An 18,530-nucleotide genomic window follows, 5' to 3' on the forward strand; every position below is an offset into this window, starting at 1 on the left:
CATCATGCTCTCAGGAATGCACGTTAAATCATTGAGATTGACATAAGATTGATTGACGTCCCCCGGCTTCCGACGCCCCCCGGGTTGTGATTTGCTGCGCCCGTCGCATATCAGCCCAGGGGAAAACATCATGCGCGCAACCATCGTCTTCTACGGTGTGGCCCTGCTCGCCTACCTGCTGATCGATGCGATCTGGCTGGGGCTGACCGCCGATACGCTCTATCGCGCCGCACTCGGGCGGATCATGCTCGAACATTTCCGGCCGCTGCCGGCCTTCGCGGTGTATCTGCTCCAGGTGGTCGGGCTCGCGGTGTTCGTGCGGCCGCGCGCCTTCGCGCAAGGCGGCGCCGCCGCACTTGCCTACGGCGCCGCGTTCGGCGTTTTCACCTATGGTCTCTACGATCTTACCAATCTTGCCACCCTCACGGGCTGGACGGTCGGGCTCAGCCTGACCGACATCGCCTGGGGCGGCACGGTCTCGGCTCTTGCCGCGCTGTGCGGATGGCTGGCGGCGCGGCGGCTGTTGCGGCCGCGCATCTTCAGGTAGGGCGGCGGTTCAGCTCTCTCCCTGCGGCCGCTCGAAGGCGTCCTTGCCGTCGAAACGCTGGAGCTTTTCGACATGCATCCAGGAGTGTTTCTGACCAATCGCCTTGACCAGGTCGGAGATGCCCTGCGGCCCATTGCCGGCCGCAGGCTCCTTGAGCATGAACCGACAGTCGAAATGGTCGACCAGGAAGGTGCTGCCGCCGGTCGCCGGCCAGACCTGCACGCCGCGATTGGAGATCGAATCGAGGCGCAGCGCGCTGCCTTCGGCGATCGCGGTCAGCGAGGCGCCGAGTTCGGCCGCGGACAGGCTACTTTCGAGGAAGATGTCGACGCCGAGCAACTCGCGGCTTGCGGGCTCGGTATGGGCGGTGCGGTCCGGCCAGGCCTTGAGCGTGAGCGGGCGGTAGGCGCGCGAGGGCAGATTGCTGGTGCGGCCGAGATTTTCGATCACCTGGCCGACGAACTTGTCGGTGCCGACGCCGTGGCCGCGCGGCGACAGGTCGCCGGTCAGGTTCTCCCCCTCGGCGAGGGTGATGAACAGCGCCTGCTCGATCGTCTCGGCCGTCTCGAAGGCGCCGATATGGCGGAGCATCATGATGGCGGCGGAGAGCAGCGCGGTGGGGTTGGCGAGGCCCTTGCCGGCGATGGTCGGTGCCGAACCGTGCACCGCCTCGAAAATCGCCGCGTGATCGCCGACATTGGAGGATGGCGCGATGCCGAGACCGCCAACCAGCCCGGCGGCGAGATCGGAAATGATGTCACCGTTCATGTTCGAGGTCACGATCACGTCGAACTGCTCGGGGGCGATCACGAGCTGGTGGGCGCAGTTGTCGATGATGATGTGGTCCTGCGCGATATCCGGATAGTCGGGGCCGACCGCCTCGAAGACGCGCTTCATCATGCCCTCGGTGAGTTTCATGATGTTCGCCTTGGTCGCACAGGTCAGCTTCCGGCGGTCTTCCGCCTGGGCGAGGCCGAAGGCGGCGCGGATGATCCGCTCGCAGCCCGGCCGCGTCATCAGCTTGAGGCACTGGGCGACATCCGGCGTCTGCATGTGTTCGATGCCGGCATAGACGTCTTCGACATTCTCGCGGACGATGACCATGTCGATCCCCCGCCCGGTGAAGGGCGTCTTCACGCCGGGCAGTTCGCGGACCGGGCGGATATTGGCGTATAGCTCGAAATGCTTGCGCAGCGTGACGTTGGCCGATTTGTTGCCATGGCCGACCGGGGTTTCGAGCGGCCCCTTCAGCGCGATCCGGTTGCGGGCGATGCTATCGAGGGTTTCGCGCGGCGCGCCGGAGGCGATGCCCTTCCTGAACGCGGCGGCGCCGGCTTCGGCGATGTCCCACTCGACCGGCGCGTTGGCGGCCTCGAAGATGCGGCGCGTCGCGTCGAAGACTTCGGGACCGATCCCATCGCCCGGCAGGGCGGTGACACGGGTCTTGGCGAGGGCGGGCGAGGCTGCGTTCATCGTTGGTCCCCCATGGTCAGGTTGTGGCTGCGCGTATACGCCCGCCGGTCCGCCGAGGCCACCGCAGCGCAACAAATGGCAGCCCAGACGGAATACCGCGACGATGACACGAAACGGTTAACGAAATCTGCGCCGGCCCGGCGCATGATCGCGTTTTCGCAAGGCTGAACCCCGCGTCGCCATCTGGACAGGGCGGCGGGTTTTTCTATTTTCGGGCAGAATGTCTGCCTCATCATCCACACGCGAACTTGATCTCCCAGCCCCCGCCGGCGCTAACGGCCGGGTCGCGCTGGTGCCGATGACCATCGGCGCCTGCCTCGGCCTTGCCGCGGGGTCGTTCTGCGGCGGTTCGCTGCAAAGCATCTATCCCTATGTCGCCGGCCGGCTGGCGACGAGCAGCGATCACGCGCTCTGGACCCTGACCTATTTCCTCATCCACTGGGCGCTCGGCATCGCGCTGATGCCCTGGTTCGCCCGCAAGCTCGGCTTCAAGCGGCTGTTCCTCGCCAGCATGATCATGCTGGCGATCGGCGCCGGCATGGGCATTCTGTCTCATTCGCTGATGACGATGCTGGTCGCGCGCGGGGTGCAGGGCATTTCCTCGGGCCTGCTGGTGCCGCTGGTGCAGACGCTGCTGCTGCGCCATTTCCCCAAGCGCCATCACACGCTGGCGACGGCGCTGTGGAGCAATTCGATGCTGGTGCCGTTCTTCTTCGGCCCGGCCTTCGGCGGCTGGCTCGCGGTGAATTACAACTGGATCGACCTGTTCTGGCTGGTCATCCCGTTCGCCCTGCTCGCCTTCGTGCTGATCCGCGTCTCCCTGCCGGAAGACCGTCCGGCGGCGGCGCCGCCGCCTTTCGATCTTGTCGGCCTCGCCCTGCTCTGGCTCGGGCTGATCGCGCTACAGATCGTGCTGAACCAGGGCGAGCAGTTCGGCTGGTTCGGCTCGCCTTTCATCCAGCGCTACACGATCGCCGCCCTCCTGCTGCTCGGCTGCTTCGTGATCTGGGAGCTGACGAGCGAGGCCCCGCTGCTCGAACTTCGCTTCGTGACCAACCGGAATTTCGGCTTCGGCCTGCTGCTGCTCTGCCTCGGCTGGTCGATCTTCGTCGGCTGGAGTTCGATTCTGCCGCTCTGGACCGAGATCGACCTCGGCTATAACGGCTGGTGGGGCGGGGTGTTGCTGATACCGCTGGCGCTGACGGCGATTCCGGTGGCGTCCGCCATGGGGCGCATTGCCCGGCATGTGAGCCTGCGGGCCCTCGCCGCCCTCTGTTTCCTGCTCTTCGCCATCGCCTTCGCCATCGCCGTCTACAACCCCGAGATCGGCCTCGCGGCAACGGTGCCGAGCGAGCTGTTGCAGGGGATCGCGGTGGGGATGCTGTTCGTGCCGCTCACCATGATCATCCTGTCGGAAATTCCGGTCGAGGACCTGGCGGCGGCCTCGACGACCAGCAACTTCATCCGCCTCGCCAGCGACATTGTCGGCGTCACCATGCTGCAGACGCTGTGGCAACGGCACGCCGAAGCCGTTGCGGCGCTGACGCGCGGCGCCATGAGCGACGCCCTCGTGCGGCAGACCCTCGCCGAGGCGGCGCAGCGGGGCGTGTCCCATGCGCAGGCCATGGCGCTGATCGCCGGGCGGTTGCAGCTCGACGCCAGCACCTGGAGCCTCGATGACGCGCTGCGCCTTTCCGCCTGGATCTGCCTTGGTGCCGCGGCGGTCTCGCTCGTCCTGCTGAAGAAGCCCCACCGCCAGGGGGGATGAACGGGCGCTCGCGGTCCGTCGCTGCCGGGATTACGCCGCGAGCGGCATCAGCAGCATCACCGCGGCCTGCGCCGCGATCCCCTCGCCGCGGCCGGTGAACCCGAGGCGCTCGGAGGTCGTCGCCTTCACCGACACCCGATCGAGCGGAATGCCGGCCAGCGCCGCCACGCGGGTGCGCATCGCCAGCGCGTGGGGAGTGATTTTCGGCCGCTCACAGATGATGGTGATGTCGACATTGGCGATCGCGCCGCCTTTTTCCGCGACCAGCCCCGCCGCGTGGCGGAGAAACCGCGCCGAATCGGCGTCCTTCCAGGTGGCTTCGGAGGGAGGAAAATGCCGGCCGATGTCGCCCTCGGCCATGGCGCCGTAAATCGCGTCGCACAGCGCGTGCAGCGCCACATCGGCATCGGAATGGCCGGCCAGCCCCTTTTCATGCGGCACCTCGATGCCGCAAAGCATCAGTTTCCTGCCCTCGGCCAGCACATGCACGTCATAGCCGGTGCCGACACGGGGCAGCGCGCCGCTGGCGAGAAGGGTCTTGATGTCCATGGGCCGGAATCTCCAGATGGCTGGCGGGCGGGGTTCGCGCCGGAACAGGGCGGCTTTGGCAACTGGACGATTGCGCGTCAATGCCCGGCCCTGTAGTGCTTAATTCATGGGCAACGAGATGAGCAGCTTTCCGAAATTGCGGCCGATCCGGCTCAAGGCGCCGGGCGGCGCCGCGCGCGATGTGACGATCGAGACGCCGGTGATCCTGGCGCCGATGTCCGGCGTGACCGACCTGCCGTTCCGCCGGCTGGTCAAGTCGATGGGGCGGGGCTCGTGGTGTCGGAAATGATCGCCTCCTGGGCGATGATCCACGAGAACGCGGCGACACTCCGCATGGCGTCGGTCGATGAGGGCACGGGGCCGAATTCGGTGCAATTGGCCGGTTGCGACCCCGATGCGATGGCGGAGGCCGCGCGCATCGCCGTCGCCGGCGGCGCCGATCTGGTCGACATCAATTTCGGCTGCCCGGTGAAGAAGGTGGCGGTCGGCCAGATGGCCGGCTCGGCGCTGATGCGCGACGAGCTGCGCGCCGCCCGCATTCTCGAAGCCACCGTAAAGGCGGTCGACGTGCCGGTGACGCTGAAGATGCGCATGGGCTGGGACCGGCAGAGCCTCAACGCCCCCGCCCTCGCGCGGATCGCCCAGGAAAGCGGCATCGCCATGGTCACGGTGCATGGCCGCACCCGCCAGCAATTCTACGAGGGCACGGCGGACTGGGATTTCATCGCCTCGGTGAAGGGCGCGGTGTCGATCCCCGTCATCGCCAATGGCGACATCACGACCGAGGACGAGGCGGAGGACGCGCTGCGCCGCTCGGGGCCGATGGCGTCATGATCGGCCGCGGCGCCTATGGGCGGCCGTGGTTTCTCGCCCAGGTCGCGCGCTATCTCACCGCCGGGCAGAGGGTTCCGGCGCCTGATCTCGCAACGCGGCGCGATGTGCTGATCCGGCATTACCGGGCGATGCGGGCGCATTATGGCGAGCTTCCCGGCCTGCGGATGGCTCGCAAGCATATCGGCTGGTATGTGCGCGGTCTGCCGGGGGCCGCGGAATTCCGTGGCGTCGTCAACCGGCAGGACGATCCCGCCGTGGTCGAGGCGATGATCCACGACATCCATGCCCGGGCGATGGGCGAGGCGGCGGCGCCGGTCCAGGCGGCCGCATGACCGCCCCGCGCGGCGCCTTCGCGCGCCGGGGACCCGCGACCAGCACGCCGGACCTGCCGACCGGTGCGGGGCAGCTCCTCGCAGCACTGCCTCTCGCGGTGATCGAGCTTGACGCGGACGACCGCTTCCTGTTCGCCAATTACGCGGCCGAGGAGATGTTCGGCGCCTCGCAGGCGGTGCTCGCCGGCCGGCGGCTGCACGAATTCGTGCCGGCCGATCACCCGATCTTCATCCTGCTCGATCGCGCCCGGCGCGACGAGGCGCCGATTGCCGAGCATGACCTGGTCCTCGAAGGCCCGCGCTTCGCCCGCCGCGGCGTGTCGATGCAGGCGGCGGCGATCGTCGATGCGCCGGGCCATCTCGCCGTCACCCTGCAGGACAGCTCCGCCGCCCGCGCGCTCGACCAGCAGCTCTCGGCGCGGAACGCCGCACGCAGCATCACCGGCATGGCGGCGGTGCTCGCGCACGAGGTCAAGAACCCGCTTTCGGGCATACGCGGCGCGGCGCAGCTGCTGGAGGCGAACGCCACGCCGGCGGACCGGGAACTCGCGGTGCTGATCCGCGACGAGGTGGACCGCATCCGCGATCTGGTCGAGCGGATCGAGGTGTTCGGCGACAAGCCGCTCGACGTCACGGCCATCAACATCCACCGGGTTCTCGAACATGTGCGCCGGCTCGCGCAATCGGGCTTCGGCGCGCGCGTCCATTTCGTCGAGACCTACGACCCCTCGCTGCCGCCGGTGCTGGGCAATCGCGACCAACTCGTCCAGGTGCTGCTCAACCTCGTGAAGAACGCCGCCGAGGCGATCGCCGAAACCCAGCGGCCGGACGGCGAGATCACGCTGATGACCGGCTTCCAGCACGGGGTGCGGCTGGCCGCCTCCCCCGCGCGCGGCCAGCGCAACCTGCCGATCTTCATCGCGGTGCGCGACAATGGCGCGGGAATTCCCGAGGATATCCGGCGCCATCTGTTCGAGCCCTTCGTCAGCACCAAGGCCGCGGGCTCGGGACTCGGGCTCGCGCTCGTCGCCAAGATCGTCGCCGATCACGGCGGGCTTATCAATGTCGACAGCCGGCCCGGCCGCACCGAATTCCGGATCCATCTTCCTCAGTTCGAGGACCGCGCCGAGAGTCTGCCATGACCACGCTGCCGACCATCCTGATCGCCGATGACGACCGCTCGATCCGCACCGTGCTGACCCAGGCGCTGGGCCGGTCGGGCTATCAGGTGCGCACCACTTCCTCGGCGGCCACGCTCTGGCGCTGGGTCGAGGATGGCGAGGGCGACCTCGTGATCACCGACGTGGTGATGCCGGACGAAAACGGGCTCGATCTGGTGCCGCGGATCAAGCGCATCCGCCCCGAACTGCCCGTTCTGGTGATGAGCGCGCAGACCACCATTCTCACCGCCGTGCAATCGACCCAGCGGGGGGCGTTCGAATACCTGCCGAAGCCGTTCGATCTCGGCGAACTGCTCGCCATTGTCGATCGGGCGCTGAAACAGCCGGCGCTGCCCGTCCCGGCCGAGCCGCGCGGCAGCCCGGAGGACAATCTCCCGCTGATCGGCCGTTCCGCCGCGATGCAGGAGATCTATCGCGTCATCGCCCGGCTGACCACGACCGACCTGACGGTGATGATCACCGGCGAATCCGGGTCGGGCAAGGAGCTGGTCGCCCGCGCCCTGCACGATTATGGCCGCCGCCGGCAGGGGCCGTTTGTTGCGATCAACATGGCGGCGATCCCGCGCGAACTGATCGAGAGCGAGCTGTTCGGCCATGAGCGCGGCGCCTTCACCGGGGCGACCAACCGGCATGTCGGCCGGTTCGAGCAGGCCGCCGGCGGCACGCTGTTCCTCGACGAGATCGGCGACATGCCGCCCGAGGCGCAGACGCGGCTGCTGCGCGTGTTGCAGGAGGGCGAGTTCACTACCGTGGGCGGGCGGCAGCCGATCCGCGCGAATGCGCGCATCGTCGCCGCCACCCATCGCGATCTCAGGGTGCTGATCCGCTCGGGCCAGTTCCGCGAGGATCTGTTCTACCGGCTCAATGTGGTGCCGATCCGTCTGCCGCCGTTGCGCGAGCGGCCGGATGACATTCCGCTGCTGGCCCAGCATTTCCTCAACCGCGCGCACGCGGAGGGGCTGCCGGCCAAGACCATGGCGCCGGAGTCGATGGTACGGCTCGCGCAATATCGCTGGCCGGGAAATGTGCGCGAGCTTGAAAACCTGATGCGTCGGCTCTCCGCGCTGGTGCCGCAGGCGACGATCACCGAGGAGATCATCGAGGCCGAGCTCGCCGACCGAGCGATGGACGAACCGGCCCAGACTATGGGCGACGAGCCGGGCGCGGCCTCGCAACAGGGCGTCGAGCACGTCATCGAACGGCATGTCGCACGGCTGATCGCCGAGGCGCGCGAGGCCGGCGAGGACGGCGTTCTGTATGACCGGGTGCTTGCCGCCTTCGAGGCGCCGCTGATCCGCCTCGTGCTCGGGGAGACCCGCGGCAACCAGATCCGCGCCGCCGCGATGCTGGGTCTCAACCGCAACACGCTGCGCAAGAAGATCCGCGAGCACGATATCGGCGTGTCTCGCCGGGTTGGCTGAGAGGATGATGGACCCGCAAACCGCGCGGCCCGGGGTGCAGGCGAAGCCGCGCCGCAGAGGGCCGCTCGATTTCCTGCTCGGCCGGGTATCGACGCTTATCCTGGCGACGCTCGCGCTGCTGCTCGGGATCGGTTCGTTCGCCTATCTCGCCGGCGGCATCAAGCTCGAACTGCATTCGGGCGCCGCCGTGGGGCTTGCGATCGGCGATATCGCGATCCTGCTGCTGCTGATCACGGTGCTGGCGGCCAGCGTCACCCGCGTGGTGATGGAAAGCCGGCGGGGTGCGGCGGGGGCGCGGCTGCACGTGCGCCTCGTGCTGCTGTTCGGCGGCGTGGCGGCGGTGCCGGCCATCCTTGTTGCCATCTTCGCCGCGGTCTTCTTCAATCTCGGCATCCAGGCCTGGTTCAACCAGCGGGTGCGCACCGCTCTCGCCGAAAGCCAGCAGGTCGCCGAAGGGTATCTCGACGCGAAGAAGAACAGCATCCGGCTCGACGCGCTGGCGATCGCCAACCAGCTCAACCAGAACGGGCCAATCTTCTACGGCAACCCGCAGAACTTCTTCGACCAGGGGTTCCTGAACGTTCTGGTGGCGCAGACCGCGCTGCACGGGCTCACGCAATCGGCGATCTTCGAGCCGCTGACGAACAAGGTGGTGGCCTCCGCCGGGCTGTTTTCGTCAGAAGGCGTGACCCTGCCGCCCGGCAACATCATCGCCGAGGCGGAGAAGCATCAGGTCGCGGTCTGGAGTGCGCCGAACTCGCTGCTGGAGCGCGCCGTCGTCGAGCTGGAGGCGACGCCGACGCTGATGCTGATGGTCGAGCGGCCGATCGATCCCTCGATCCTCGCCCATGTCGACCGCACGCGGCAGGCCGTCGCCGAATATAACCGGCTCGAACATCATCGCGCCCAGTTCGAGCTGTTCTTCGCGCTGATCTTCGCGACGGTGGCCCTGCTGGTGCTCTCGGGCGCCGCGCTGATCGGGCTGCTCTTCGCCAACCAGATCGCCCGGCCGATTTCCTACCTGATCGAGGCGGCCGAGCGGGTGCGCACCGGCGACTATCATGTGCGGGTTCCCGAAGGCGACACGCGCGACGACGTCGCCGGCCTGTCCCGCGCCTTCAACCGCATGACCGGGCAGATCGCCGAACAGCGCGCCGAGCTGATGAGCGCCTATGGCCAGATCGACGAGCGGCGCCGCTTCACCGAAACCGTTCTGGCGGGGGTTTCCGCCGGGGTGATCGGGCTTGATCCGCGCGGCCGGATCGAGTTGCCAAACCGCACGGCCTCCGACCTGCTCGGGATCGACCTGCTCGATCATCTGGGCGGCGCGCTCGGCGATCTCGTGCCGGCCTTCCTGCCGCTCCTCGACCAGGTCAGGGAGATTCCGGCGCGGCCGGCCACCGGCGAGGTCGACTACGCCAGGGGTGGCGACCGAAGGGTGTTTCTGGTGCGGATCGGCGCCGATCTCAAGGGTGAACGGCCGACCGGCTTCGTCGTCACCTTCGATGACATCACCGAGCTGCAATCGGCGCAGCGCAAGGCCGCCTGGGCCGATGTGGCGCGACGGATCGCGCACGAGATCAAGAACCCGCTGACCCCCATCCAGCTCTCCGCCGAGCGGCTGAAGCGTCGCTTCGCCCGCGAGATCACCTCGGACAAGGACAGCTTTACCCAGTGCGCCGACACGATCGTGCGCCATGTCGGCGATATCGGGCGGATGGTGGATGAATTCTCCGCCTTCGCGCGGATGCCCCAGCCCAGCATCAAGCCCGAGGATCTGGCGCGGATCGCGCGCGAGGCGGTGATTCTCCAGCGCGGCGCGCATCCCGGCATCGAGTGGGTGGTGGAAAGCCCCGAGCCCGCGCCGCGTGCGGCGTGCGATGCGCGCCTGATCGGCCAGGCGCTGACCAACCTGTTGCAGAATGCGGCCGATGCCATCGGCATGCGCCCGGACAATGCCGGGCGCGAGGCTCCGGCCGGCCATGTCCGGCTCCGGATCGAGCGGCAGGGCGAGGAGTTCCGGGTTTCGGTCAGCGATGACGGAATTGGCCTGCCCGCGCAGGATCGCGCCCGGCTTACCGAGCCCTATATAACGCAGAAACCGAAAGGAACCGGTCTGGGCCTCGCCATCGTTCGCAAGATCATGGAAGATCATCACGGCAGGCTTGAACTCGCCGACCGCGAGGATGGGGCGGGAGCCGTGGTGACGCTGGTGCTGAAGGCGCGTTAGGAGTTTCATGTCCGAGATACTGATCATCGATGACGAGCCCGATATCCGCCTGCTGGTCGATGCGATCCTGCAGGACGAAGGCTACGCCACGCGCAATGCCGGCAATTCGGACGAGGCGCTGGCCGCGTTCCGCGAGCGCCGGCCATCGCTCGTCGTGCTCGATGTCTGGCTGCAGAACTCGCCGCTCGATGGGCTCGATCTCCTGAAGGTGATGAAGGCCGAGGACGAGGGCGTGCCGGTGGTGATCATTTCCGGCCACGGCACGATCGAGATGGCGGTCAATGCCATCCAGCTCGGCGCCTACGACTTCATCGAGAAGCCGTTCAAGTCGGACCGGCTGATCCTCGTCATCCAGCGGGCGCTCGAAGCCGCGCGCCTCGCCGCGGAAAATGCCGAGTTGCGGCTGCGCGCCGGTGCTGATTCCAGCCTGACCGGCGACAGCCCGGCGATCAACGGGTTGCGCCACGCCATCGAGAAGGTCGCGCCGACCGGCTCGCGCGTGCTGCTCTCCGGTGCCGCCGGCGCGGGCAAGGAAGTGGTCGCGCGGATGATCCATGCCAGCTCGAAGCGGGCGGACCAGCCCTTCATGGTGCTGAACTGCGCGATCCTGGCGCCCGAGCGGTTCGAGATGGAGCTGTTCGGCACCGAGGCGGGAGCCGATCCGCAGGCGCAGCCGCGCCGCGCCGGGGTGCTGGAGCGCGCCCATGGCGGCACGCTGCTGCTCGACGAGATCGCCGACATGCCGGTGGAAACCCAGGGCAAGATCGTCCGCGTGTTGCAGGACCAGGCCTTCGAGCGCATCGGCGGCTCGACGCGGGTCAAGGTCGATGTCCGCATCATCGCCAGCACCGCCCGCGACCTGCAGGCGGCGATCGGCGCCGGGCGGTTCCGCCAGGATCTGTATTATCGCCTCGCGGTGGTGCCGCTGCGGGTCCCCTCGCTGCGGGAGCGGCGGGAGGATATTCCGGCCCTGGCCCAGCATTTTCTCAAGCGCGCTGCCGACACTTCGGGCCTGCCGCTGCGCCCGCTGTCATCCGAGGCGCTGGCGGCGCTGCAGGTTCATGACTGGCCGGGCAATGTCCGGCAGCTCCGCAACGTGATGGACTGGTTGATGATCATGCATCCGGGCGAGCCCGGCGAACCCTTCCGCGCCGAGCACCTGCCCGCCGAGATCGGCGCCCACGCGCCCCGCGCCTTGGCGATCGACCCGCTGGCCGACATTATGGCCCTGCCGCTGCGCGAGGCGCGGGACGTGTTCGAGACGCAGTATCTCCAGGCGCAACTGCTGCGCTTCGGCGGCAATATCAGCCGCACGGCGAATTTCGTCGGCATGGAGCGCAGCGCCCTCCACCGCAAGCTCAAGCAGCTGGGTATCGGCGCCGAGGATCGCGGCGCGCTCTGATCCGGGCGGTATCCCGGACCCGGCCGGATGATGGTTCCGGCCGGGTTTTGCCGCCTGTGCCGGGCGGCGGCGCGGGTCAGGCCTCCAGATCGGTGCCCGTGGTGTCCGGCGTCGTCAGGATCGCGTAGATCGCCAGCAGCGCATAGGCCATCACCATCAGGCCGATATAGACATAGGCATGCGCCATGCCCGCGCTGTGCAGCATGAGGCCGGCGAGGATGGGGATCAGCCCGCCGCCATAGACCTGGGAGATCTGATAGCCCAGGCTCGCTCCCGAGGCGCGGTACCGCGTCGGGAAGTTTTCGGTGTAGAACGCCGGAATGGCGCCATAGCCGAAGCCGAACACGAAGCCGAACCCGATGATCTCGGCGATCATCGCCAGTACGAAATCATGGGTGTTGATCAGGTCGAAATACGGGATCGCAAACACCAGGAACACTCCCGCCGAAATCAGCAGCACGGTGCGGCGGTTCAGCCGGTCGGCGAGGCGGGCGCCGATATACATGAAGACGAACATCGACGCTGCGGCGATCAGCCCGATGGTTTCGGCCTGGGTCGCGGTGAAGCCGACCGCCTTCATGTAGCTGGTGCCGAAGATGAAGCAGAGGAAGAACGCGCCGCTGAACATCGCGTTCACCATCGAGGTGCGCAGGATCCGGCCTGGCATTTCGCGCCAGACCTGGCTTGCCGGCAGTTCGAGCACCGCTTGCCGCGCGCGATGCCGCTCGAACACGAAACTGTCCTCGGTGCGGACGCGGATGACGATGCCGACGATGGCGACGAGGAAGCCGATGAAGAAGAAGATGCGCCAGCCCCAGGCGATGAACTCGGCATGCGGCATCATCGACTTCACCACGATCACCGAGCCGAAACCGAGCAGCAGGCCGATCGGGATCGCGAAGCCGACCCAGGCGCCCCAGAAGGCGCGGTGCCGCGAGCGCGCCGCCTGCTCGACGACCCAGGTCGACGCCGTGCCGAATTCGGCGCCGAAGCTGATCCCCTGGGCGAGCCGGAAGACGATCAGCAGCATCGGCGCGGCAGCACCGATCGAATCATAACCGGGCGTCAGACCGATCAGCAGGGTGCTGACACCCATCAGCACCAGCGCATAGACCATCGCGTCCTTGCGGCCGCGCCGATCGGCGATGTTGCCGAAGATGAAGGCTCCCAGAGGGCGGATGACGATGCCGATGCCATAGACGCCGATGGCGGCGGCGATCGCGGCAAGCCCGGGCAGCTTGAAGAACACCCCGCCCCACACCGTGGCGGCGATGATGCCGGTGACGAGAAAGTCGTATTGTTCGATCACCGACCCGATGATGCGGGCCAGTGCGACTTTGTAGATCTGCTTTTCGCTCGGCGCGTCGGCCGCGTTTGTCATGTGTTCCTCCCTGTTATTCGTTGTTGGCGTCGGTATCCGTGGTGGTGACAGAGGTTCGCGTCTCTCCGGGTCTTGTCAAGTCGCGGCGTCGGACTCGGCGGCGCCGGTCTGCCCCTCGGCGGCATGCCGCAGCAGGGCGGCGAAACGCCAGATGCCGTGGACGAACTTGCCATAGGGCATGGTCAGGAAGAATCCGAGCACGACGCCGAGATGCAGGCAGAGCAGAACCGCCGCCCAGGGTGTCGCGCGCAGGGCCAGCAAGGCAAGGCCGGTCAGCCCGACCAGGAACAGCGACAGGACGAAGGCGAGGTCGAGCGGGCGGCCCGCCGCATCGGCGAAGTCGCGCTTGCGGCGGAGTTTCTCGAACAGCAACCCCGGCGCGCCGATCACGAGCCCCACCCCGCCGGCGGTGCCCAGCAGCACCGGCAATGACAGGAACGGATAGGGCGCCTCGCGCCCCAGCACGTAGTGAAAGAGGGTCGCGACCGTTGTCGCGGCGAAGCAGAGGCCGAAGCCGTAGAACACCAGGTGGTGATATATCTTGCGATGGTCCCGCGGTGCGTCCTGCGTGTCCGGGCAGCCGGCGCCGCCGCCATCGAGATAGCGCAGCCGTGCCGCGTCATTCAGCGCCACGGCGATGGTGGTGCGGCCGATCGCTCGCGCCGCGCCGCCCGCGCGCCAGAACCGCCTGACCCCCGCGGCGATCGCGAACACGGCATAGACGAACGCCAGTCCGAACACCGCGACCATCATCTGGTGCGACATGAGGCGATAGAACGCGCCCGGTGCGGCCAGCACGCCCCTCGTCCCCGACATTGCGGGGGCGAGAACCAGCAGGAACGCCGCAATGCTGGCCAGCATGACCGCGGCGGTGATGCGGCCGCCATGGAGGAAGGCGATGCCGGTCCCGCGCGGCCAGGCATGTGCCGCGTAGGATTCGCGCCGCGCGGCCGCCATGGTGCGCGGCACGTTGACCGCGAATTCGTGCGGCGGCGCGAACTGGCAATCGTCGAGGCAGGCGCCGCAGCCATGGCAAAGGCTGGCAAGATGGGCGAGGGTGCCGGCATCGAAGGTGGTGTGCCGCTCCATCGCCGGAAAGACGGCGCACAGCCCCTCGCAATAGCGGCAGGAATTGCAGATCGTCATGACCCGCCCGGCCTCTTCGAGCGCGGCGCCCGCCTTCATTTCAGTTTCGCCCATGGCGCGCGGCCTCCCGTCCCGCAATCCTGCCGAACACGCTGCCGATCGTCATGCCGATACCCGCGGCATAGCCGCGCCCGAGCACGTTGCCGGCCATGATCTCGCCGGCGGCGAACATGTTGGGCGAAGGCCGCCCGTCCTGCATCCTGATCCGGGCGTTCCGGTCCACCCGCACGCCGAGATAGGTGAAGGTGATGCCGGGCGGACCGGATAGGCATAGAAGGGCGGAGTGTCGATCCGCCGCGCCCAGTGGGATTTCGGCGGATCGAGACCTTCGGTGCGGCAATCGTCGAGCACCTTATGATCGAACGTCCCGTCGCGGATGGCGGCGTTGAAACCGGCGAGCGTGGCCTGGAAGCGGCTCGGGTCGAGCCCGAGCTTTGCTGCCAGCGAGCCGAGGTCATTTGCCTGCACCGGCGGAAACAGCGATGGCATGAACAGGCCGAGGGATTTGGCGTCGAACACGATATAGGCGATCTGCCCGGGCTGGGCGGCGATCAGGCGGCCCCAGATCGCGTAGCGCTTCGGCCAGACATCCTCGCCCTCGTCGTAGAAGCGTTCGGCATTCGCGTTGACCACCACGCCGAACACCACGCAATCCAGCCGGGTGATGATGCCGCCATCGAACCGCGGCGCCCGGGCGTCGATGGCGACGGCGTGGCACTGCGTCGGGTCGCCAACCGGCATCGCCCCGGCATCCAGCAGCAACCGCAGCACGGTGCCGCGATTATACGGCGTGCCGCGGATGAGGAAATTGTCGGCGGCCGGCCCCCAGGAGTCCCTGAGCCACTCGGTATTCGCCTCGAACCCGCCGGCGGCGGCGATCAGCGTGCGCGCGCCGATGCTCACGGTGCGCTCGCCCCGGCGGACCCGGGCGGCGCGGAACACGCCATCCTCGATATCGAGGCCGACCACCTCCGCCTCGTAGGCGACGCGGACCCCGAGAGCCTCGGCGGTGCGATAGAGCGATTTCAGCATGGCGCGGCCGCCGCCGAGGAAGAAGGAGTTGGTGCGCCCGAGGCTCAGCGTGCCGCCGAGCGAGGGCTGGAACCGCACGCCCTGCTGGCCGATCCAGTCCAGCATGTCCTTCGATTCCGCGATCATGTGGCGGGCGAGGTCCTCGTCGGTCTCGCCGCCGGTCACGCGCAGCAGGTCCTGCCAGAATTCCTCCTCGGTATAGGGGCCGGTGAGAAACGCCGTCGCGCTGTCATGGGCGCAGCGCATGTTGCGCGTGTGCCGCGTGTTTCCGCCGCGATAGAATTCGGGCGCCGCCTCCAGAACGAGAACCGACGCGCCGCCGCGCCGCGCGCTGATCGCGGCGCAGAGCGCGGCATTGCCGCCGCCGATCACCAGCGTATCGATCGAATCGGGAAGGTCCGCTCCGTTCGCCATGGACGACACACCTAGAGCGGCGCGATGGTCAGGTCAATATTGTATACAATCGGATGCAATTCACGGTTCGCAACCGGCATCCCGCATCGCCGCCCGCAGGATGCGGGCCTGAAACGCCGCCCGGATATGGTCCCTGGAAGCAGCCTCGGCGCCGTCCGGATCGCGTGCGGCGATCCGGTCGAGGATCGCCCTGTGTTCCTCGACGGATTTCGCGGCGCGCCCCGCGACGGCAAGGCTCGTGCCGCCGAGCAATGCGAGCGACAGCCGCAGGCTTTCGAGCATGTCGTGCAGATACCGGTTGCGCGACGCGGTCAGGATCTGGCGATGAAACAGGCGGTTGTTGAGCGCGAGGTCTGCGGGGCTGCCGATGAGGGCGGCGTCGCGCTCGATCAGCGCCGCGAGCAGGGCGATGTCGGACTCCGCTGCATGCTGCGCGGCCATCCGCGCCGCCGCCCCCTCCAGCACCGCACGCATTTCGTACAGCTCACTCATCTGCACATCGCTGAGCGTGGCCACCGTGGCCCCCTGATGCGGGGTGTGGACGACAAGCCCCTGATGTTCGAGCCGTTTCAGGGCCTCGCGCACCGGGGTGCGGCTGATGCCGAAGCGTTGGGCCAGCTCGGCCTCGCGCAGCCGCGCGCCCGGCGGCAATGCGCCCTCCTCGATCGCCTTCAGCAGGCTCTCATAGGCATCCGCGGCACTCGGGCGGCGTCGTTTGGGGGAACGATCCCGCGGCGGCGGTGCGGCTTGCGACGGCTCAGAGACTGTCATCGTCCCTGCCTTGATCCGGGCCGCGTCCGCTCCAACCCTGGCGGCGAGGTCGCATCTTCATGCCCCGGCCGCGATCACGCCTTTGGTGATGAGGATATTGGCATAGGCTCGGCGATCCCCGGTCTGCACGATGGCGAAGCTGTCGCGTGACTCGGCATAGAATGCGTGTCTGTCGCGCCCGCCGATGCGCGCGCCGCCGATCCCCGCCGCCGCCGCGATCTGGCGGAACTCGGCCACCGCCGGCGGCACCGCCGCCGGGTCGCCCACCACCTGCATGGTCCGCAACGGTTCGGCCACGAAATCATCGATCGGCAGCACGCCGAGGACCGCCCGCATCATCTGCCCCGAACTGGTTCCCGGCAGGACGATGAGGCGCCGCGCGCAGGTCGCCGCCGGAAAATTGGCGTCGACCACCGAGATGCTGTCGCCATGCCCCATCGCGCGCAGCGCGTGCAGCAGGTCGGCGGTGAGAAGCGGATCGAGGCCGATGAGCATGATGGTTTCCTTCGGGTATCGCGGGCGCCGGACGCGCCATCGTTCGCCTGCGGACCCGTGGCGTCAAGCCGGCCCGCGGACGGGCCGGCCCGGCATCATGCGATCGACTCGCCGTGCAGCACTTCGTCGAGCCCCTGCCGCTCCTCGTCGCGGCTCACGCGCAGCCCGACCAGGCGCTGGGTCACGAAGAGAATCCCCGCGGTGACGATGCCGCAATAGATGATGGTGGCGGCAACTCCGAGCGCCTGGATGGCAAGCTGGTGAAGGCCCGGCCGCACCGCGCCGCCCGAGAGCGGGGCGAAGGCGAGCAGCCCGGTCGCGAGCGTGCCGACGATGCCGGCGACGCCGTGCACGCCGAAGGCATCGAGCGAATCGTCATATCGCAGGCGGATCTTCACCACCGTCACGGCCCAGAAACAGACGACGCCGGCCGCGATGCCGAGCAGCAGCGCCGGCCCCGGCAGCAGAAAGCCGGCCGCCGGGGTGATCGCGACCAGGCCGGCGACGGCGCCGGAAATCGCGCCCAGCACGGTCGGCCGGCCGAGATGCGCCCATTCGATGGCGGTCCATGACAGGGTCGCGCCCGCCGCCGCCATCTGGGTGACCAGCACCGCCATGCCGGCATTGGGGTTGGCGCCGCCAGCCCCGCCCGAGTTGAAGCCGAGCCAGCCGACCCAGAGCAGGGAGGCGCCCATCACCGCATAGGACAGGTTCCACGGCATCATGTTGTCCTGACCGAATCCGAGGCGGCGGCCGAGATAAAGGGCGCAGATCAGGCCGGCGATGCCGGAATTCACCTCCACCACCGTGCCGCCCGCGTAATCCGCGATGCCGAGCCGGTAGAGCCAGCCGGCCGGGCTCCAGACCCAATGCGCGATCGGCGCATAGACGAGCAGCGACCATGCGGCCATCACGATCAGCAGCGCCGAGAATTTCATCCGCTCGGCGAAGCTGCCGGTGATCACCGCCGGCGTGATCACGGCGAAGGTGAGCTGGAACATGACGAAAACGCTCTCCGGCACCCGCATATGCACCGCGCCGGGCAGCCCGGCGCCCAGGGTGAAGGGCTGGTTCCAGTCGCCCGCCAGGTTGTTGAGCAGGACATCCCCGATGCCGCCGATGAAGCCGTTGCCGTTGGAAAACGCGAGGCTGTAGCCGACGACGAGCCAGAGAACCGTGACCGCGGCGCAGATGATCACGCTCTGCATCATGATCGACAGCACGTTCTTCTTGCGGACCATGCCGCCGTAGAACAGCACGAGGCCCGGAATTGTCATCAGCAGCACGAGGACCGAACTGACCAACATCCAGGCAGTATCGCCCGCGCTCAACCCGGCTTGTGCCGCTTTTGCAGGCAGACAAACAGCTTGCAGCGCGAGCACGAGGGCTCCCGCGGTCCAAAAACGCCGCTTCATGGCGACCTGCTCCTTTTTTATGCCGTCCGTTACCCGGTGCGGCTGATCCGTGTGACAGGGGGTTACAAGCAGAAAATGTGCCAATCTCGTCGGCGCAAATGCCGGCATGTCAACCTTCGCGCATGAAAACGCTTGACGG

The 18,530-nt window shown here is 67.9% G+C and carries 13 protein-coding genes and 2 pseudogenes; 7 read left to right on the top strand and 8 right to left on the bottom strand.

The window, feature by feature from the left end:
* Nucleotides 1-130: 130 nt before the first annotated feature.
* Entirely contained in the window at nucleotides 131-547 is a 417-nt protein-coding gene (locus tag ACIDOCELLA78_RS91195) for a DUF2177 family protein (protein WP_201729051.1), read from the top strand.
* A 9-nt stretch (nucleotides 548-556) separates the two neighbouring features.
* Here the strand turns inward: ACIDOCELLA78_RS91195 and ACIDOCELLA78_RS91200 are convergent, their stop codons facing one another.
* Nucleotides 557-2,020, bottom strand: a complete 1,464-nt coding sequence (locus ACIDOCELLA78_RS91200) for an NADP-dependent isocitrate dehydrogenase (protein ID WP_201729052.1) — start codon at nucleotides 2,018-2,020, stop codon at nucleotides 557-559.
* 298 nt (nucleotides 2,021-2,318) lie between these two features.
* On the opposite strand from ACIDOCELLA78_RS91200, the gene ACIDOCELLA78_RS91205 reads away from it, so the two are divergent.
* A complete protein-coding gene (locus tag ACIDOCELLA78_RS91205) occupies nucleotides 2,319-3,788 on the top strand; it encodes a DHA2 family efflux MFS transporter permease subunit (protein ID WP_249676148.1) in 1,470 nt (489 codons plus the stop codon).
* A gap of 30 nt (nucleotides 3,789-3,818) precedes the next feature.
* Here the strand turns inward: ACIDOCELLA78_RS91205 and ispF are convergent, their stop codons facing one another.
* Entirely contained in the window at nucleotides 3,819-4,337 is a 519-nt protein-coding gene (gene ispF / locus ACIDOCELLA78_RS91210) for a 2-C-methyl-D-erythritol 2,4-cyclodiphosphate synthase (protein WP_283770845.1), read from the bottom strand.
* A gap of 118 nt (nucleotides 4,338-4,455) precedes the next feature.
* Here ispF and dusB point away from each other — a divergent pair.
* The 5 genes and pseudogenes from dusB (at nucleotide 4,456) to ACIDOCELLA78_RS91235 (ending at nucleotide 11,737) form a co-directional block, all read left to right on the top strand.
* A pseudogene (gene dusB / locus ACIDOCELLA78_RS91215) lies at nucleotides 4,456-5,503 on the top strand (tRNA dihydrouridine synthase DusB).
* A complete protein-coding gene (locus tag ACIDOCELLA78_RS91220; RefSeq protein WP_201729054.1) occupies nucleotides 5,500-6,645 on the top strand; it encodes a nitrogen regulation protein NR(II) in 1,146 nt (381 codons plus the stop codon). The pseudogene dusB and the gene ACIDOCELLA78_RS91220 overlap by 4 nt, the downstream one beginning before the upstream one ends.
* A complete protein-coding gene (gene ntrC, locus ACIDOCELLA78_RS91225; protein WP_201729055.1) occupies nucleotides 6,642-8,105 on the top strand; it encodes a nitrogen regulation protein NR(I) in 1,464 nt (487 codons plus the stop codon). The genes ACIDOCELLA78_RS91220 and ntrC overlap by 4 nt, the downstream gene beginning before the upstream one ends.
* Nucleotides 8,106-8,109: 4 nt before the next feature.
* Nucleotides 8,110-10,335: an ATP-binding protein gene (locus ACIDOCELLA78_RS91230; protein ID WP_374223258.1), complete on the top strand. Its 2,226-nt coding sequence runs from the start codon at nucleotides 8,110-8,112 to the stop codon at nucleotides 10,333-10,335.
* Nucleotides 10,336-10,342: 7 nt separating this feature from the next.
* On the top strand, nucleotides 10,343-11,737 hold the full coding sequence (locus ACIDOCELLA78_RS91235) for a sigma-54 dependent transcriptional regulator (RefSeq protein ID WP_201729057.1): 1,395 nt from the start codon (nucleotides 10,343-10,345) through the stop codon (nucleotides 11,735-11,737).
* Between the two features lie 76 nt (nucleotides 11,738-11,813).
* On the opposite strand, the gene ACIDOCELLA78_RS91240 is transcribed toward ACIDOCELLA78_RS91235, so the two are convergent.
* The 6 genes and pseudogenes from ACIDOCELLA78_RS91240 to ACIDOCELLA78_RS91265 form a co-directional block, all read right to left on the bottom strand.
* Nucleotides 11,814-13,118: an MFS transporter gene (locus ACIDOCELLA78_RS91240; protein WP_201729058.1), complete on the bottom strand. Its 1,305-nt coding sequence runs from the start codon at nucleotides 13,116-13,118 to the stop codon at nucleotides 11,814-11,816.
* Between the two features lie 75 nt (nucleotides 13,119-13,193).
* Entirely contained in the window at nucleotides 13,194-14,318 is a 1,125-nt protein-coding gene (gene tcuB / locus ACIDOCELLA78_RS91245) for a tricarballylate utilization 4Fe-4S protein TcuB (protein ID WP_201729059.1), read from the bottom strand.
* Nucleotides 14,305-15,710 (bottom strand): annotated as a pseudogene (tcuA, locus tag ACIDOCELLA78_RS91250) (FAD-dependent tricarballylate dehydrogenase TcuA). Before tcuA ends, tcuB begins: the two are co-directional and overlap by 14 nt.
* A gap of 60 nt (nucleotides 15,711-15,770) precedes the next feature.
* Nucleotides 15,771-16,481: a GntR family transcriptional regulator gene (locus tag ACIDOCELLA78_RS91255; protein WP_201729060.1), complete on the bottom strand. Its 711-nt coding sequence runs from the start codon at nucleotides 16,479-16,481 to the stop codon at nucleotides 15,771-15,773.
* Nucleotides 16,482-16,538: 57 nt separating this feature from the next.
* Complete coding sequence (locus ACIDOCELLA78_RS91260) at nucleotides 16,539-16,976, bottom strand: RbsD/FucU family protein (RefSeq protein ID WP_201729061.1); 438 nt, start codon at nucleotides 16,974-16,976, stop codon at nucleotides 16,539-16,541.
* A gap of 95 nt (nucleotides 16,977-17,071) precedes the next feature.
* Nucleotides 17,072-18,391 carry an ammonium transporter gene (locus tag ACIDOCELLA78_RS91265; RefSeq protein WP_201729062.1) on the bottom strand — a complete coding sequence of 440 codons (1,320 nt, stop codon included), beginning with the start codon at nucleotides 18,389-18,391 and terminating at the stop codon, nucleotides 17,072-17,074.
* Nucleotides 18,392-18,530 lie beyond the last annotated feature (139 nt).

It is taken from the genome of Acidocella sp. C78, assembly GCF_907164655.1.

What these genes read in the sequence shown, in the direction of transcription:
- ACIDOCELLA78_RS91195 (WP_201729051.1), top strand. Translation starts at nt 131, where the DNA reads ATGCGCGCAACCATCGTCTTCTACGGTGTGGCCCTGCTCGCCTACCTG.
- ACIDOCELLA78_RS91200 (WP_201729052.1), bottom strand. Translation starts at nt 2,020, where the DNA reads ATGAACGCAGCCTCGCCCGCCCTCGCCAAGACCCGTGTCACCGCCCTG.
- ACIDOCELLA78_RS91205 (WP_249676148.1), top strand. Translation starts at nt 2,319, where the DNA reads ATGACCATCGGCGCCTGCCTCGGCCTTGCCGCGGGGTCGTTCTGCGGC.
- ispF (WP_283770845.1), bottom strand. Translation starts at nt 4,337, where the DNA reads ATGGACATCAAGACCCTTCTCGCCAGCGGCGCGCTGCCCCGTGTCGGC.
- ACIDOCELLA78_RS91220 (WP_201729054.1), top strand. Translation starts at nt 5,500, where the DNA reads ATGACCGCCCCGCGCGGCGCCTTCGCGCGCCGGGGACCCGCGACCAGC.
- ntrC (WP_201729055.1), top strand. Translation starts at nt 6,642, where the DNA reads ATGACCACGCTGCCGACCATCCTGATCGCCGATGACGACCGCTCGATC.
- ACIDOCELLA78_RS91230 (WP_374223258.1), top strand. Translation starts at nt 8,110, where the DNA reads ATGATGGACCCGCAAACCGCGCGGCCCGGGGTGCAGGCGAAGCCGCGC.
- ACIDOCELLA78_RS91235 (WP_201729057.1), top strand. Translation starts at nt 10,343, where the DNA reads ATGTCCGAGATACTGATCATCGATGACGAGCCCGATATCCGCCTGCTG.
- ACIDOCELLA78_RS91240 (WP_201729058.1), bottom strand. Translation starts at nt 13,118, where the DNA reads ATGACAAACGCGGCCGACGCGCCGAGCGAAAAGCAGATCTACAAAGTC.
- tcuB (WP_201729059.1), bottom strand. Translation starts at nt 14,318, where the DNA reads ATGGGCGAAACTGAAATGAAGGCGGGCGCCGCGCTCGAAGAGGCCGGG.
- ACIDOCELLA78_RS91255 (WP_201729060.1), bottom strand. Translation starts at nt 16,481, where the DNA reads ATGACAGTCTCTGAGCCGTCGCAAGCCGCACCGCCGCCGCGGGATCGT.
- ACIDOCELLA78_RS91260 (WP_201729061.1), bottom strand. Translation starts at nt 16,976, where the DNA reads ATGCTCATCGGCCTCGATCCGCTTCTCACCGCCGACCTGCTGCACGCG.
- ACIDOCELLA78_RS91265 (WP_201729062.1), bottom strand. Translation starts at nt 18,391, where the DNA reads ATGAAGCGGCGTTTTTGGACCGCGGGAGCCCTCGTGCTCGCGCTGCAA.